Genomic DNA, 15,709 nt, shown 5'->3' on the forward strand with positions numbered 1-15,709 from the left:
GCGCATCGTGGGAGCGCGGTCAGCGGAAGCGCGGGGTGCGCTTGTTCTTGCGAGAGTCGGAACGGCCGTCGCCTTGATTTCCGATCTGCGTATACGACAGCCCGTTTCGCAGAGCAGTTGTCGGGTTCATTTCGAGGGCCTCCCAGATTGCGCGGACCGTCCCCTGGATCGCCTCGGGCCGGCGGCCGGCAATCTCCGTGGCCAGTTGATGCGCTCGCTCCCGCAACTCGGCGGTGGGCGTCACCTCTGTGACGATGCCTGCGCGTAGCGCCGTGTCCGCAGTCATCCGTTCGTCGCTCCCCAGCAGGGCCCACCTCAGCACCTCGCCGACGGGGATTCCGCGAGCGAGCATGCCGATCGGTTCGAGTGCCGATACGATCCCGCCGTTGGCATGGGGATCGAAGAATGTGGCGTCCTCCGAGCAGATCACGATGTCGGATTCGTTGATGAAATACATTGCGCCGCCAGCGGCCATACCGTTCACGGCGCACACGACCGGCTTCCACACTCGGTGCTGCTTGGGTCCGAGATCAATACCCGGGTCCTCCTGATTCCATCTGTTCAGGTGTGCCCACCACGCCCCCTCGCTGAGGTCCACACCTGTGCAGAACGCGCGTTCCCCGTTTGCGCGCAGAACCGCGACGTGGATGTCGTCGTCGTCGCGTACCCGTGCCCATGCTGCGGCCATGTTTCGGGCCATCGTCTCGTTGAAGCAGTTGAGCCGGTCGGGCCGATTCAAAGTGATGGTCGCGATGTGTTCGGCAATCTCGAATTCGATCGTCTCGAACTCGACAACTTCGGTTGCGGGGGCGGGGTCGGGTGTGTCCCTGTTGTCGGGTGCCATTTGTCCGTCGGGGTCGATGAATTGCTTACGCAATTCGTGCTTGGCGATCTTGCCCAGCGGGTTGCGGGGAATCGAAGGGAGGATCTCGACCTGTTCGGGAAACTTCCGCACGTTCAGTTCAGTATTTCGCAGGTAATCACGGACGGATTCGAGGGTAGGAGGTACACCAGGATCGGCCGGAACGACGATGGCACACACTCGCTCACCGGATACCGCGTCGGGAAGGCCGATCACCGTGACGTCGGCAATGGTCGGATCACCGATCAGCACCTCCTCGACTTCGCGTGCCGAAATGTTCTCCATTTTGCGGACGATGATGTCCTTGATCCGACCGGTGACGGAGACACAGCCGTCGACGTCGAGGAGGCCGAGGTCACCGGTCCGGAAGAACCCATCGTCGTCGAATGCGCCCGCATCGAGGGACGAGTCGACATACCCTTTGAACATTTGTGGTACGCGCAACCGAATCTCGCCGACTTCACCGGCCGGTACCTGTCTGCCATCCGCGTCGACGACTCGGATTTCGCCGCCGCGGCCGGGCACACCTTCGAACTCTGCGTGTTGAAGGTCGGTATTGTCGGGTCGACCCCATGTCGCGTACGGGCATTCGGTCATGCCGTAGCCGGAGATGATCCCGACGCCACCGAGTCGGTTCTTCGCATCCTCGTGAAGGGTGCGCGGACGTCCCGATCCGCCCATGAGCACAGCACGTGCCTGCGGGAACAAGGGCGCGACGCCCCGTTCATGAGAGATTCGCAGGTACTCGTTGGTGAAGGGGAGACCGGAACCGACGAGTGTCACGCCTTGTTCGATGAGGAAGTCCGTGGTCTCTTCCGGCACGAAGGTAGCGCCGACGAGAAGGGTGTGTCCCATTTCCAGCGCGTGTAACAGGTGGCCGAGGCCGCCGACGTGCCCGACGGGAACGAGTGCCGCACACCGGTCCTGCGGTGTCGTCTGCACATTGTCGGTGAACGTTGCGGAAGCAGCCAGCAGGGTACGGTCGGTGTGCTTGACGCCTTTCGGTGCCGACGTCGTCCCGGATGTATAGAGAATCCACGAGATCTCCGGGCCGAACCGTGTTTCGGACGACATCGATGCGCGCGGCGGCAGGAGCGTCGGGGCACTCGACGGCATCGACTCGTCGACCGCGAGGATGTTCATCCCAGGTCTGGCGGTGGCCAGCCGCGCCGCCATCCCGGCGTGGTCGAATCCACGGAATTCCGACCGGACGATCAACAGTGACGTCTCGAGCTGGTCGATGATGAACTTGACTTCCTTGTCCCGCAGCATCATCACCAGCGGATTCTGCACTGCTCCGAGTCGGGTGAGAGCCACTGCAAGAGCCATGGACTCGACCGTCGTCGGCAACTGCCACGACACGACATCGCCCGCGCGGACACCGCGCTCGTAGAGGGCAGCGGCGACACCCTCGGCGAGATCACGGAACTCGGCGAACGTGAACGATCTGCGGTGCTCGTCGACCGCGAACTGCGCATCCGGGGTCGCTCGGGCTCGGGCGTCGACGAGCTCCCAGATGCTCTCGGTGGACAGACGAGTGGCTACGGTGGTGGTCAATGCTTCGCTCCCACGGTAATCAGGTCGTCTGCGACGACTCTCTTGAGGATCTTGCCTGCCGGACCGAGCGGCATTTCGCTGCGGAATTCGAAGCGCCGCGGCTGCTTGTATCCCGCCAGTTCTGCGCGACACAAGCTGGTGAGTTCCGCAGCAAGACTCTCGGTGTCGACACTGCTTCTGGGTACGACCACCGCCACCGGAGTCTCCCCCCACTCGGGGTCGGGCACGCCCACCACCGCGACCAGGTCGACATTCTCGTGATGGCCGATGACCCGTTCGATCTCGGCCGGATACACGTTGAAACCACCCGAGATGATCATGTCGGTCTTGCGGCCGGTGATGTGCAGGTATCGCTCGCTGTCGAGAAATCCGAGATCACCGGACCACAGACCGGTCGACCGAAATGTCTCGGCGGTCTGCTGTGGACGGTTCCAGTACCCGATCGCGTTCGCATCGCTGATGATGACGATCTCACCGATGTCGCCCGCGGGCAGTTCATTGCCGTCGGTATCGACGATCCGAATCGAGCACATCGGGGTCTCCTGACCACACGAAGTGCGGATCGACTCCTTCCCTGCCACCATGTCGCGGTGGTCCTGCGGTGTGAGAATGGTGGCCTGGCCTCCGCATTCAGTCAATCCATATCGCTGTTGCAGGTCGCATCCGAGCATGTCCATGGCCTTTTTCGCCAGGTTGGGCGGAACCGGCGCCGAGCCGTAACTGATCCGCCGCAGGCTGGAGAGGTCCCGTATCGGTCCTTCCTCGAGGATCTTCAGCGTTCGCTGCAGCATCGTCGGAATGAAGGTGGTGAAAGTAATCCTGCTGCGCTCGATCTCGTCGATCACAGCCTTCGGATCGAAGCGCTGGTGGATCACCATGGTCTGGCCCAGGTATGTCCACGCCAAGGTGCGGACCATTCCGCCGGCCGTGAAGAACGGCGTGGTGGCGAGGAAGACGTCGGATCGGTTGCCCTCTGTAACGAGGTTGGTATCGACCGCCTGGGCGAGCATGCCGCGATGTGCATGCACGACTCCCTTTGCACGACCGGTAGTTCCGCTGGTGTACAGAATGAATTGGATGTCGTCGGGTGTCAGGTCCGCGGGAGCGGGATCGACGGGCGATGCGGCACGCAGTGCAGCTTCGTATTCGATGCCGACCGCGTCGCCGCCGATCTGGACCACAACGTCGAGCTCGTTCAGTTCGATGCAGAAGCGCTCGACCTGGGCAGCATGGACCACAGCCGCGCGTGCCCCGGAATCGTCTCGGATGTGCGCCATTTCGTCCGGTGCAAGTCGAATGTTGACAGGAACAGCGACAAGACCGGCTTTCGCGAACGCGAACGTGATCTCGGGCCATTCGATGCAGTTGCGTGCGATAACCAGGATCCGGTCGCCCTTGACCAGGCCGTTGTCCAGAAAGTGGTTGGCCAGGCGAGTTGCCCGTTCGTCCACTTCGGACCAGGTGTGAGTCCGTCCGCTCTCGATCACTGCGGGTTTCTCCGGGTAGCGGCGGGCGTTGTTGCGTGGAATATCTCCAACGAGCACGGGCTTCTCGCAATCATGTTTCAGAACAATGGTTCCCGAGGGGTCGGGAGTCGGATTTCCGACCCGATCCCGCGCAGTGTTGTCAAATGAGGAAGGCCAGCGTCTCCACAGCTCCACCAGCGCTGACCAGGTGGACGGTCTTGGACGCGAGGCGCAGACCGCCGCCGGTGCGACGGACCTTGTGAACGACACGTCCTGCCCAGATCCGCTGTGTGTAGCGATATTCGAACAGCGCGAAGTTGGACTCGACAGTGACGGTGTCGGCGTCGGACGCGACAACCTCATGGTTTCCGAGGATCCGGCGCATCACGGACGGCGGCGTCTGCGAATGCCGGTTTCCGGTGTTGAGCTGGGCGACACGGCTCTTGATGCGTCGTCGGTTGTCGTAGATGTACGACAGGCTCGTGGCCGGGTCGTCCTCGGGATGCATCGGCACCCAGTACAGGGCGTCGTCATCCCAAAGCTGTTCCCACTCGGAGTATCGGGCCTCGTCCGCGAGCCGGGATTCGAGGTTGAGAAACGCAACGACGTCCGCTTCCGGAGCCGGAAGTGCCTTCGGTGTGTCATCACGAGGCACGTCGCTCGTGAGCGGGGTTTCGATGGCGGTCATGTGTTCAGCTCTCCTGTCCGACGACCTTGGCCCACTGGCGATAGAATCCGCGCTGCGGGGTCTCTGCGCTCTTGTCGCTGTTGACGGTTCCGGTCGCGTCCTCGACATCGGTTTCGAGGCCGCGCGCGAGAACGAGCCATTCGGGTTCTTCGGCTGCGAGACCTGCCTGGTTTCGCATTCCGATCTCACCGTCATCGGCGATCAGGAAACCGGCCGGGCCCATGGCCCCTTCGGCGCGGCGAAGCGTCTTCTGGTTCATGCGGTCCTGGCCGGGGAACAACGCCGCAGTCGTATAAGCGATGGTCTCGTTCACCGCGATCGGCTCGACGAACATGATGTTCATCTCGGCGAGGAACAGGTTGGGCCAGATGAGGGTGTGCGGCGGACCGACGACGAGGGCATCGTGCAGCTCGCCCTCGGGGTACGCCTCCTCCATCGCCTCGACGTACTCGGGGAGCTTCTCCCTTTTCGTGCGTCCGTACCAGATGAACTCGTCGTCGAGCTTGCGGTATTCGGCCGAGTAGTCGATCTCGGAATGCCCGTCACCGAGGTCACGGACGACGACGTCGACCTTGGACGGAATGTGCGAGACCTTTGCGGGCCGGACAGCGTCGTAGACCGACGCGTGGGTGAACAGTGCGTGATAGCCGTCGACGTTGTTCTCGACGACCATCTTCCAGTTGGCGTGATGGTGGTGCTTCATCCAGTTGGCGCGCAGGTCGATCGTGCCTGTCGGCGACAGCGCCAGCAACCGGTCGATCGCCTTCGTCGAACGTCCGAGGTGTTCGGTCAGCGAGACACCCTCGGCAGCGAGCGAGGCGAAGATGAACCCGCGGTAGCTGTCCACACGCGGCGCCTGCGCCAGACCCAATTCGGACTTGACCTTCTGGAAGGCTTCGCCGTAACCGTTTCTCATCGGTACGGCGGTGAGAGAACCGTCGTTGCTGAAGGTCCAGCCGTGGTAAGGGCACCGGTAGGAGTTCGCGTTACCCTTCTCCGCATTGCACAGTTTGTTCGCCCGGTGCGTGCACCGGTTGAGCAGAACGCGGATCTCACCGTCCTTCCCGCGCGAGACGACGATCGGATCCTTGCCGATCACGCGGGTGACATAATCTCCCAGTTCGCTGACTTCACTCTCGTGCGCGACGTACACCCATCCCGTGCGGAAGATGGTGTCCAACTCTCGCTGGAAGATCTCCGGAGAGGTGTAGACCGAACCGTGTACTCGATCTTCCTGCACGATGCGGGTGACGTCGAAATCGTCCGACTGGGTCGGCATCGACTCGATGGTGGTCATGAAAAGGCCTCCGTCTCTACTGGGGCTGTGAGTTGTGCTGCGGGGACCGCGATCCCTCCGAGATTGCGGAACGCGACGCGGACCGGCGCGTCGATGGGCAGGGGGAACTGCGTCGATTCGAGCGTGGTCATGATGAGTCGATGACCGCTGGCGAGTTCGACGTCGACGATCGGATACGGACGATCGGCGCGCACCAATCCCGGTTCGGCTCGGTGCATGACTGTGGACGAGTGCACCGTCCCAACCGGCTCGACTGCTCGCCAGACGCACTCGAGCGATCCGCACCCGTCACATACCGGCTGTTCGAGATCCAGCGGAAGCACGCACGATGCGCAGAAAGGGAGGACCAGTTCGCCGCGGGCACTGCCCTCGTACAGCGGCGCGAGCGGGTCGTTGTCCACGTCAGGTGCGAGCTCGTCGTGGAGCAGCCAGTCAGGTGCATCATGTGGGGCGGTCATGCCGTCCGCTCCAGAATCATCGAAGCATGGTGGTCGATACGACCACCGATACCGCCGACCAGTGCGGTGGTAGCGCCTGCTACCTGCCGGTCGCCACCCTGATCGCGCAACTGGATCATCGCCTCGGCGAGCGGGGTCATCCCTTGGAGATAGAAACCGGACAATTGGCCTCCTCCGGTATTGGTGGGTAAGGTCCCGCCCTTCGCCGTGCCGCCTGTCCGGACGAATTCGCCCGCCGGCACTCCGCCCGTGAGTTCGTACTCGTCGAGTAACAACAGGGTCACCACGGAAAACGGGTCATACAACTGGGCGACGTCGAGGTCGCTGCGTACCATTCCTGCCGCGGCCAGCGCATCATCGACCGCGCGTCGACCGCCACCGAACCACGACTCGCGGCCGGCACGCCGGTGACGCACCGGATGGTCGCGGCCGACGCCACGAACCGCGAGGCGGGTCCCGGTGCCCACTGCAGGATCGTTGGAGACCACCACCGCGACCGCTCCGTTGACCGGGCGCGCGCAGTCCAGCCGTCGCAACGGTTCCGCGATCGTCGGGCTTGCAAAGTAACCGTCGGCGTCGAGAGGTGTGCGCACCACGGCATCCGGATTTCCCAGCGCCCAGTCGCGGGTAACGGTGGCGACCGCGCACAGGTCATCCGGGGTACCTGCGTGCAGATGCATCCACCGGTTGGCGAGAAGCGCGTATGTGGGGACGGAGCCGAGCAGGCCCGATGCCCGTTCCAATCCTCGTGCACCGGTCCGCCCGCCACTGTGCGCGTATGTCGATCCGGCGCCCTTGCCGGCGACGAGCGGCGCATCGGCGAACACACACACGACGGTGCGGGCCGCGCCGGTGTCGAGCGCTAGCTGCGCGCGCTGAATCATCGCGATCGTCGTCGCGCCCTTGATCTCCACATGCTCGAGCAGGCGTAGGTCGGAGAATCCTCCCTGCGTCGCGAATGCGACGCCGAGACGGTCGGGGCGCACCCCCTGACTCGAACCCACGAGCAGTCCGTCCACTTCGGAATGGGTCAGGCCGGCGTCCATCAGAGCCAACCGGGTCGCCTCACAGGCCAGTTGCAGCGGTGTGTCACCCGCCTTCAATGACATAGGCGTCATTCCCAGTCCGACCAGCGCCGCCTCTGCAGTCATGACCGGACCCCGTTGCCGCCGGGCCCGCGCCCGAAGGACGGGTCTCGCGATTCGCGGTAGTTGCCGACACGGATCCAGTCCTCACGATCTTCGTCGGTGGCAAGGCACAGGCTCGCGAGCTCCAGCGGAGTCAGGAAGATGTGATCTCCCGACTCCAAGTCCTCGACCAGCAGCCTCGGTCCGTTGCCACTGGTATCGAGGCTGACTCCGACCGCAGCGAACTCGTTGACCAGCTTCGCCAACGACCGACGCCTGACCACATAGTGAGCACCGTTCTGTGCAGATCCGGTTCCGGCAGATGCAGACATTGCGCTCGACACCCTTAGCTGTTGACGTCACCGACGCGTGTGGCCGCGACGGCGGGGGCTTGCTCATCTCGGTAAGACCCCCCATAGTCATATCGTATGCAAGTGTCAGAAACAATGGGAGGGGCCGAATGGCCCCAACTTGGAATGCGCGCTAAGAATGCAGATCAGAGCACATTGATGTCTGTATTTCAAAGATGCACACTCTGACCAGATAACGCTTCGACGGCTTCGGTGATCGCTTCCGCCGAAGCCGCCTCAGCAGCCACCCGGAAAGGTCCGCTCATGACCGAGACAACGATCGCCACGTCCGCACCCACTATCGACACGGAGAACTACCGCAGCATCTGGGGCTACCTACGGGAGCTCGAGTTCCGCCAGGGCTTCGTCGAAGTGGCCGGCATCCGAACCCGATATGCCGAAGCAGGTTCGGCGGACAAACCGCATGCAATCCTGCTGCACGGCACCGGCGGACACTGGGAGACCTTCGCCCCCAACCTCTCCGAACTGAGCCAGCATTTCCACTGCGTGGCGATCGACATGGTCGGCAACGGCTTCTCGGAAAAACCCGACTACGACTACGAGATTTCGGTGTACGTCCGACAGGTTCTCGCGGTGCTGGACCACTTCGGCATGGACAAAGCACACTTCATCGGCATGTCGCTGGGCGCCTGGGTGTCAGCAGCTACCGCCGTCGAGCACCCCGACCGCGTGACCAAACTGATCCTCATGTCCCCCGCCGGCCTGATCGCCACGGCGTCGAATATGGCCCGCATCCGTGCCGAGCGCACCGACGCGGTCAACAACCCGAGCTGGGAATCGATTCACAAGGTCTTCGAACACCTCATCGCCGACGAGAGCAATCGCCTGCCCGACCTCGTCGCGCTGCGCCAGGCCATCTACCAGCGCGAAGACACACGCGAGAGCATCGACCACCTGCTGATCCTGCAGGACGCCGAGGCCCGCGACCGCAACCTCATTCCCGAGGAGAGGTGGGCGACCATCACCGCCCCGACGATGGTCGTCGCCTCGGGCAAAGATCACGGCGAATACCAGTCGACAGCACGCACCGTCGCACGGATCATCCCGAACTCCGAGGTGTTCGAAATGGCGGAGGTGCGGCACTGGCCGCACTTCGAAGACCCCGACAGCTTCAACCCGGCAGCGGTCTCCTTCCTCACGAAATGACCCGAAACGCGATGGAGGAACAGACGAGACGATGGATGGACAACCGATGAGTGGACGACCTGCCGAGGAAACCCTCGACGACGCTGCGCTCGACGACGCCGCACGCCGCCTCTACGAGGCGAAGAGGACCCGCGTCCCGATCCGGCAATTGTCGCTGCAATACCCGGAGATGACCATCGAGGATGCCTATGCCGTCCAACGGCGTCTGGTGGAGCTCGAAGTCGCCGACGGCCGGGTGGTACGCGGTCGCAAGATCGGACTCACGTCCCGGGTGATGCAGCGTGCGGTGTCGATCACAGAGCCCGACTACGGTGCAATCTTCGACGACATGTTCTTCGGCGACGGTGGCTCGGTGCCCGCCGGGCGGTTCATCCGCCCGCGTATCGAGGTCGAGCTCGCATTCGTCCTCGGTGAGCCCCTGAAAGGCCCCGGAGTGACGTTGTTCGACGTGCTGCGCGCAGCCGAGTACGTGACACCCGCGCTCGAGATACTCGACGCTCGGGTGCAGATGAGCGATCCGGACACGGGACACCTGCGCACGATCGTCGATACCATCGCCGACAATGCCGCCGACGCCGGATTGGTACTCGGCGGGAGGGTGGTCAAACCGATGGACATCGATCTACGGTGGGTATCGGCCCTGCTTCTCCGCAACGGCGTCATCGAGGAATCCGGTGTTGCTGCAGCAGTTCTGAACCATCCGGCCAACGGTGTCGCATGGCTCGCGAACCGGCTTGCCCCGCACGGCGTGGGTCTCGACGCCGGTGAGGTGATCCTGGCCGGGTCCTTCACCACACCGATCTTCGCAGAGCCCGGTGATTCCTTCGTCGCCGACTACGGACCGTTGGGCACAGTGTCGATCGCGTTCGAGCGCGATGGGGAGCAGAGCCGATGACGGAGAATCGGTGGGCAGAGCTGCTGCGCGGCGACCGCACGCAGTACGGCATGTGGATCGCCTCGGGCAATGCCTACAGCGCCGAGATCTGCGCCGGCTCGGGGATGGATTGGCTGATGCTCGACCAGGAGCACGTGCCCAACGACATCCGGTCGACGCTCACACAGCTGCAGGCGACGGCCGCGTATCCCGTCGAGGTGCTTGTGCGGCCTGCTTCGGCAGATCCGGTGGCAATCAAGCAATTGCTCGACATCGGTGTGACCAATCTGATCGTGCCGATGATCGAGTCTGCCGACGTTGCGCGGGCCGTTGTCGCGGCCACCCGATATCCGCCCGAGGGCATCCGTGGCGTGGGCAGCGCACTCGCGCGCGCCTCCCGATGGAACCGAGTTTCTGACTATCTCATCACTGCAGACGAGGGCCTGACCGTCACGGTGCAGGTCGAGTCCGTCGAGGGGCTGGACGCACTTCCCCACATCGCGTCGGTCGACGGCGTCGACGCTGTCTTCATCGGACCCGCCGACCTCGCCGCTTCGATGGGATATCTGGGTCGCCCCGACACGCCCGAAGTGGTCGAGACCATCGAGAAAGCCCTGCAGACCATCACCGCGTGCGGCAAGGCCGCGGGCGTCAATGCCTTCGATGAATCGCTCGCGCGCCGCTACGTGGACGCGGGTGCACACTTCGTCCTCGTCGGAGCGGACGTGACACTGCTGGCCAGAGGCAGTGAAGCCCTCGCCGCTCGGTACAACTGCGGAACACGGCCGGACTGACTCTTCAATCTGACGCTATCGTCACTTATACTTGCATGATGATCACGGATCCGCTGATCCGCTACGAGGAAGGTCTCTCATGGATTTGGACTTCACGAAGGAACAGGTGGAGTTCCGGGACCAAGTACGCACGTGGCTGGTCGAGAACAAGCCGACCGAACCGCGCCCCCGGAACAACACAGAGATCCGCGATTACGATCTGGCCTGGCAACACGCTCAGTGGGAGGGCGGCTGGGCGGGTATCGCCTGGCCGACCGAGTACGGTGGCCGCGGGCTCACTCTGCTCCAGCAACTGATCTGGTACGAGGAGTATGCCGCCCAGGGCTTCCCCGGAATCGACGCCAACTTCGTGGGACTCAACCATGCCGGGCCGACCCTCATCACCAGAGCATCAGAGGAACAGAAGTCATTTCACCTACCGAGGATTCTTCGCGGAGAAGCTCTATGGTGCCAAGGCTTTTCCGAACCTGATGCGGGTTCGGATCTCGCCTCGCTCAAGACCAAGGCAGTCTTGGACGGCGACCACATGGTCGTATCCGGACAGAAGATCTGGACCAGTTATGCCGATATCGGCGACTACCAGGAACTGCTCGTCCGCACCGACAGCGGGGACTCGAAGCACAAGGGCATCACCTGGGTCATCTGCGACATGAAGACCCCCGGCATCACCACCCGACCGATCGAAACGATGGAGGGCGGGGCCGAATTCTGCGAGGTGTTCTACGACGACGTGCGAATCCCCCTGAGCAACGTCGTCGGTGAGATCGGCAACGGCTGGAGCGTTGCCATGTCGACCCTGTCCTTCGAACGCGGCACCGCGTTCACGGCCAACCAGGTCCGCTTGGCTCGCGTTGTGGAAAAGCTCATCGATTACGCTCGCGACCACGTCGGACCCGACCGCCGTCGCCCGGCTATCGCCGATGACGAACTCGCACGCCGACTGGCGCGGGTCCGCGCATCCGTCGCCTCCCTGCGCGCCATGACCTACGTCGGAATCTGCGAGAACATGCGGTCCGATACTCCCGGCCCGAAGGGTTCGATGCTCAAATTGCTGTATTCCGATGTCACCAAGGAAGTTTCCGCTCTGGCGATGGACATCCTCGGATCGGATTCCTTACGCGGAAACTCACGATGGGACGACGACGGCTGGGTGGGGACCTACCTGCACTCCTTCTCACAGTCCATCGGCGGCGGCACCTCCGAAATTCAGCGGAACATCATCGGGGAGCGCGTCCTCGGTCTTCCGCGCTGAGAGAAAGCGACTGACCATGGATCTCCTACCTTCCGACGAGCAGCTCGACATCGTCTCCGCTGCCGCAGATTTCATCTCCTCCCGGATGCCGATCGAGGACATCCGTCGACGTGTCGACGAACAAACGTCTGCCGACGTCGACATCTGGAGGGAAGGCGCCGAACTCGGCCTGACCACCCTGGGGTTGCCAGAAGAACACGGAGGCTCCGGACGCGGGCTCGACGACGAAGTTCTCTTGTTCGCGACGCTCGGCCAGCACTTGGCCACCGGACCGTTCCTCGCCACCACACTCGGCGCACGGATCGCAGCGCACTGTGGTGACACCGAACTCGTCGCGCGGATCGCGGACGGCCGAGCCCTCGTCGGTCTCGCCGAACTGCGCGACGGCGGCGCCGTGGGCCCGGACGGATTCAAAGGGACATTCGATCTCATCGATGCTCCGGGGGCCGGCCACCTGCTGCTCATCGGCGACGACGGAGCGGCGCTGGTCGACGCTGCCGAATTCTCCGATATCGAATCCCTCGAGTCCATCGACCCCGGAACCCGGTTGGCCACCGCCACCGTCACGGCAGGCAGCATTCTGCACTGGGTACCCGCCACCGTGGATCCGATCCGGGACCGGGCGTTGCTGCTGTCGGCAGCGGGACTTGCCGGAATCGCTCAGGCCGTCGCCGACATGGCCACTCAGCATGCGAAGACCCGAGTGCAGTTCGGTCGGCCTATCGGAGTGCACCAGGCCGTCAAACACGCGTGCACCGACATGGCCGTCCGGGCCGAGGCCGCACGCTCCCTCGTCTACTTTGCCGCCGCGGCACTCCAAGCGGGCCGCCGGGACTTCGAGTTCCAAGTTCTTGCCGCGAGGGCTGCTGCGTCAAGTGCTGCAATCGACAACGGCGCCGCCAATATCCAGATTCAGGGCGGCATGGGCTACACCTACGAGCACAATGCGCATCTGTTCCTCAAGCGCGCTCATGTGCTCGCCCACCTCATCGACGAGCCGACCGATGTCCTCGCCGAACTTCTCGAGCAGGGAGCCCCCCAGTGAACCGCAAAGTCGCCGTAGCAGGAGTTGCACTGTCCGATGTCGGTCGGGTCGACAACAAGAACGCGTACGAACTCATGGCCCAGGCGAGCCGCCGCGCGCTCGCGGAAGCCGGTCTGTCCCCGTCAGACGTGGACGGGCTCGCCTCGACGGGCCAGGGCACACTGCCACCTACCGATGTGGGTGAATACCTGGGCTTGAAGCCCCGCTGGATCGACTCGACCTCCGTGGGCGGTGCATCCTGGGAAGTCATGCTTGCGCACGCTACCGATGCCATCGCAGCCGGCCACGCCGACGTCGTCCTGCTCACCTACGGCTCGACTGCCCGCGCCGACCTCCGCAAGGGTCTGCGCACAGCGAACATCAACTGGGGCTCGCGCGGGCCTCTGCAGTGGGACGCCCCGTACGGCCATACCCTCATCTCGAAGTACGCCATGGCTGCACGTCGTCACATGTACCAGTACGGCACGACCATCGAGCAGCTTGCAGAGGTCGCGGTATCCGCGCGATTCAACGCCAAGGACAACCCGGAAGCCTACTACCGCGACCCGATCACCATCGACGACGTGGTTTCGGGGCCGATGATCGCCGATCCGTTCACGAAGCTGCACTGCTGTATCCGGTCGGACGGTGGCGCCGCTGTCGTACTCGTGGCCGAGGATCGGGTGAAGGACCTGAAGTCGGATCCGGTCTGGGTGCTGGGCACGGGCGAGGCCACTTCGCACATGCTGACCAGCCAGTGGGATGACGTCACCATCGGTCCGGCTTCGGTCACCGGTCCGCTCGCGTTCTCGCGTGCCGGGTTGAAGCCCTCCGACGTGGACGTCGCCGAGATATACGACGCCTTCACCTACATGCTGCTGCTCACCATGGAAGACCTCGGCTTCTGCGAGAAGGGCGAGGGCGGCAAGTTCGTCGAGTCCGGAGCCCTGCGACTCGGCGGTCCACTACCCACCAACACCGACGGTGGTGGATTGTCTGCGTGCCACCCGGGTCAGCGCGGACTGTTCCTCATCGTCGAGGCTGCCCGCCAGTTGCGCGGGCAGAGCGGGCCTCGGCAGGTGCCGGACGCGAAGATCGCGTGTGTGAGCGGCACTGGTGGTTGGTTCTGCTCGAGTGGCACCGTGCTCCTGGGCTCCGAGGAACCGTGACCTCCGCACGTAGCACTCCTCCGCTCTGCGCAGAGGAGTTCGGCAGCACCGCTGCGCTTCTGGACGCCGCCGCGCTCGTCCATGGCGACCGCGATGCGTACGTCGAGCCGGGAGTGGGTCGGATCTCATTTGAAGAATGGGCTTCCCGGGCACATTCTCTCGCAGCTCACCTGTCCGATCGCGGAATCGGAAAGGGCGACGTCGTCGTTCTGATCCTGCCGTCGGGCATCGACTATGCAGTGTGTCTCGCCGCGGTGGCGATGCTCGGCGGGGTTACCACGGGCGTCAACCCGAGACTGGGTCCGCGTGAGACAGAGGCGATTTTCGCGCAGTCCCGACCGACGCTCGTGATCCGCGACCCGGACGCGAACCTGCCCCAAGCTCCCGACGGTTATCCGACGATGTCCCGCGCGGACGTCACCGCTGCAGTGGGAACGAGCAGGAGAGCGCCCGCAGTCGTGATAACGCGTTCCGATCCGGTCACCATCGTGTTCACCAGTGGCACAACTGGTCTGCCGAAGGGGGCATGGTTCGACGCGGACAATCTCGCGGCGTCCGCGGCGGCATCGGGCATCATGAGCGCCCCATACGACCGCAGGCTGACGGGCACCCCGTTTCCCCACGCCGGCTACATGTCCAAGCTGTGGGACCAGCTGGTCTGGGGCACAGCTCTCATAGAGGCCCCCTCCCCGTGGTCGGCAGCCGGGATGTACTCAGTGATCCGCGACGAACGCATCACCGTGGGTGGTGGCGTCCCAACCCAGTGGGAGAAACTGCTCGAACTACCGGACCTCGACCCCGCCGCTTTCGCACATCTACGCGTCGGTGTGGTCGCCAGCGCGCCGGCCTCGCCCGCGCTCGTCTCGCGCGTCCGGGACCTGATCGGGGTACCGCTGGTCGTACGGTACGCAATGACCGAATCTCCCACTGTGTGCGGGACCGAACCGGACGATGCGGTAGAGGTCCAGTTCCGCACGGTCGGCCGGCCCCAGCACGGCATGACGGTCCGGATCACCGGCGACGACGGCAGGGACCTACCCGACGGTGAAGTCGGTCGGATTCGAGTTCACGGTGGCTGTGTGACACGCGGCTATTGGAACAATGAGGTACTCACCGCAGAGAGCTTCGATCCGGACGGCTTCTTCGTCAGTGGCGATCTCGGGTACTTCACCGACGAAGGCAACCTGGTGCTCGCTGGACGTGTAGGCGACATGTACATCCGGGGTGGTTTCAACGTACATCCGATCGAGGTGGAGCACACCATCGGTGAGCACCCCGATGTGCTGCACGCCGCCGTGGTCGGTCATCCGGCTCCGGTCATCGGCGAGATCGGTGTCGCATTCGTCGTTCCCGATAATCCCGCTCGACCACCCACGCTCGAGGATCTGCGCGAGTGGTCGCGTGCACGGCTCGCCGACTACAAGGCACCCGATCATCTGATCGTGGTCGACACGATTCCGCTCAACGCCATGGCCAAGATCGATCGCTCTGCCCTACATTCCCTTGCACAAGAACATCTTTCTCGCACCCCGATAGTCCGACACCGTCGAAGTTGATAGATCGGAGTCGGATCGATCCGACAGCCCACGGACACCACGCTGCCCCTGCCGGTCGAGGACCGGCA

14 protein-coding genes and 1 pseudogene are annotated in these 15,709 nt (G+C 63.8%); 7 read left to right on the forward strand and 8 right to left on the reverse strand.

Annotated elements, in window-relative coordinates:
- Window positions 1-19: 19 nt before the first annotated feature.
- From Q7514_RS16715 to Q7514_RS16750, 8 genes and pseudogenes are all read right to left on the reverse strand, one after another.
- Window positions 20-844 (reverse strand): enoyl-CoA hydratase/isomerase family protein, encoded by an 825-nt coding sequence (locus Q7514_RS16715; RefSeq protein ID WP_330134528.1) that lies wholly within the window; start codon window positions 842-844, stop codon window positions 20-22.
- Between the two features lie 60 nt (window positions 845-904).
- Window positions 905-2,419: pseudogene (locus Q7514_RS16720) on the reverse strand (AMP-binding protein); the annotation flags it as partial.
- A complete protein-coding gene (locus tag Q7514_RS16725; protein ID WP_330134407.1) occupies window positions 2,416-3,963 on the reverse strand; it encodes a class I adenylate-forming enzyme family protein in 1,548 nt (515 codons plus the stop codon). The pseudogene Q7514_RS16720 and the gene Q7514_RS16725, both read right to left, overlap by 4 nt.
- An 82-nt stretch (window positions 3,964-4,045) precedes the next feature.
- On the reverse strand, window positions 4,046-4,573 hold the full coding sequence (locus tag Q7514_RS16730; RefSeq protein WP_330134408.1) for an aromatic-ring-hydroxylating dioxygenase subunit beta: 528 nt from the start codon (window positions 4,571-4,573) through the stop codon (window positions 4,046-4,048).
- Window positions 4,574-4,577: 4 nt separating this feature from the next.
- On the reverse strand, window positions 4,578-5,870 hold the full coding sequence (locus Q7514_RS16735) for an aromatic ring-hydroxylating oxygenase subunit alpha (protein WP_330134409.1): 1,293 nt from the start codon (window positions 5,868-5,870) through the stop codon (window positions 4,578-4,580).
- A complete protein-coding gene (locus Q7514_RS16740; protein WP_330134410.1) occupies window positions 5,867-6,328 on the reverse strand; it encodes a Zn-ribbon domain-containing OB-fold protein in 462 nt (153 codons plus the stop codon). Before Q7514_RS16740 ends, Q7514_RS16735 begins: the two co-directional genes overlap by 4 nt.
- Window positions 6,325-7,479, reverse strand: a complete 1,155-nt coding sequence (locus Q7514_RS16745; RefSeq protein WP_330134411.1) for a thiolase family protein — start codon at window positions 7,477-7,479, stop codon at window positions 6,325-6,327. Before Q7514_RS16745 ends, Q7514_RS16740 begins: the two co-directional genes overlap by 4 nt.
- Window positions 7,476-7,787, reverse strand: coding sequence for a hypothetical protein (locus tag Q7514_RS16750; RefSeq protein WP_330134412.1), 312 nt, complete (start codon window positions 7,785-7,787; stop codon window positions 7,476-7,478). Before Q7514_RS16750 ends, Q7514_RS16745 begins: the two co-directional genes overlap by 4 nt.
- 282 nt (window positions 7,788-8,069) lie before the next feature.
- Here Q7514_RS16750 and Q7514_RS16755 point away from each other — a divergent pair, with 282 nt between their 5' ends.
- From Q7514_RS16755 to Q7514_RS16785, 7 genes are all read left to right on the forward strand, one after another.
- Window positions 8,070-8,972: an alpha/beta fold hydrolase gene (locus Q7514_RS16755; protein WP_330134413.1), complete on the forward strand. Its 903-nt coding sequence runs from the start codon at window positions 8,070-8,072 to the stop codon at window positions 8,970-8,972.
- Between the two features lie 46 nt (window positions 8,973-9,018).
- On the forward strand, window positions 9,019-9,867 hold the full coding sequence (hpaH, locus tag Q7514_RS16760; RefSeq protein WP_330134414.1) for a 2-oxo-hept-4-ene-1,7-dioate hydratase: 849 nt from the start codon (window positions 9,019-9,021) through the stop codon (window positions 9,865-9,867).
- A complete protein-coding gene (locus Q7514_RS16765; protein WP_330134415.1) occupies window positions 9,864-10,640 on the forward strand; it encodes an aldolase/citrate lyase family protein in 777 nt (258 codons plus the stop codon). Before hpaH ends, Q7514_RS16765 begins: the two co-directional genes overlap by 4 nt.
- A gap of 79 nt (window positions 10,641-10,719) precedes the next feature.
- Window positions 10,720-11,892, forward strand: coding sequence for an acyl-CoA dehydrogenase family protein (locus Q7514_RS16770; protein ID WP_330134416.1), 1,173 nt, complete (start codon window positions 10,720-10,722; stop codon window positions 11,890-11,892).
- 16 nt (window positions 11,893-11,908) lie between these two features.
- Window positions 11,909-12,937: an acyl-CoA dehydrogenase family protein gene (locus Q7514_RS16775; RefSeq protein WP_330134417.1), complete on the forward strand. Its 1,029-nt coding sequence runs from the start codon at window positions 11,909-11,911 to the stop codon at window positions 12,935-12,937.
- On the forward strand, window positions 12,934-14,085 hold the full coding sequence (locus Q7514_RS16780; RefSeq protein WP_330134418.1) for an acetyl-CoA acetyltransferase: 1,152 nt from the start codon (window positions 12,934-12,936) through the stop codon (window positions 14,083-14,085). The genes Q7514_RS16775 and Q7514_RS16780 overlap by 4 nt, the downstream gene beginning before the upstream one ends.
- Window positions 14,082-15,641, forward strand: a complete 1,560-nt coding sequence (locus tag Q7514_RS16785) for a class I adenylate-forming enzyme family protein (RefSeq protein WP_330134419.1) — start codon at window positions 14,082-14,084, stop codon at window positions 15,639-15,641. The genes Q7514_RS16780 and Q7514_RS16785 overlap by 4 nt, the downstream gene beginning before the upstream one ends.
- The last annotated feature ends 68 nt before the right edge of the window (window positions 15,642-15,709 follow it).

The organism is Rhodococcus artemisiae, from assembly GCF_036327795.1.
In the GTDB taxonomy this organism is placed as follows: Bacteria; Actinomycetota; Actinomycetes; order Mycobacteriales; family Mycobacteriaceae; genus Rhodococcus; species Rhodococcus artemisiae.

Bases quoted from the DNA above. Each gene is read 5' to 3' on its own strand.
- Q7514_RS16715 (WP_330134528.1), bottom strand. From the start codon at position 844: ATGGCACCCGACAACAGGGACACACCCGACCCCGCCCCCGCAACCGAA.
- Q7514_RS16730 (WP_330134408.1), bottom strand. From the start codon at position 4,573: ATGACCGCCATCGAAACCCCGCTCACGAGCGACGTGCCTCGTGATGAC.
- Q7514_RS16735 (WP_330134409.1), bottom strand. From the start codon at position 5,870: ATGACCACCATCGAGTCGATGCCGACCCAGTCGGACGATTTCGACGTC.
- Q7514_RS16740 (WP_330134410.1), bottom strand. From the start codon at position 6,328: ATGACCGCCCCACATGATGCACCTGACTGGCTGCTCCACGACGAGCTC.
- Q7514_RS16745 (WP_330134411.1), bottom strand. From the start codon at position 7,479: ATGACTGCAGAGGCGGCGCTGGTCGGACTGGGAATGACGCCTATGTCA.
- Q7514_RS16750 (WP_330134412.1), bottom strand. From the start codon at position 7,787: ATGTCTGCATCTGCCGGAACCGGATCTGCACAGAACGGTGCTCACTAT.
- Q7514_RS16755 (WP_330134413.1), top strand. From the start codon at position 8,070: ATGACCGAGACAACGATCGCCACGTCCGCACCCACTATCGACACGGAG.
- hpaH (WP_330134414.1), top strand. From the start codon at position 9,019: ATGAGTGGACGACCTGCCGAGGAAACCCTCGACGACGCTGCGCTCGAC.
- Q7514_RS16765 (WP_330134415.1), top strand. From the start codon at position 9,864: ATGACGGAGAATCGGTGGGCAGAGCTGCTGCGCGGCGACCGCACGCAG.
- Q7514_RS16770 (WP_330134416.1), top strand. From the start codon at position 10,720: ATGGATTTGGACTTCACGAAGGAACAGGTGGAGTTCCGGGACCAAGTA.
- Q7514_RS16775 (WP_330134417.1), top strand. From the start codon at position 11,909: ATGGATCTCCTACCTTCCGACGAGCAGCTCGACATCGTCTCCGCTGCC.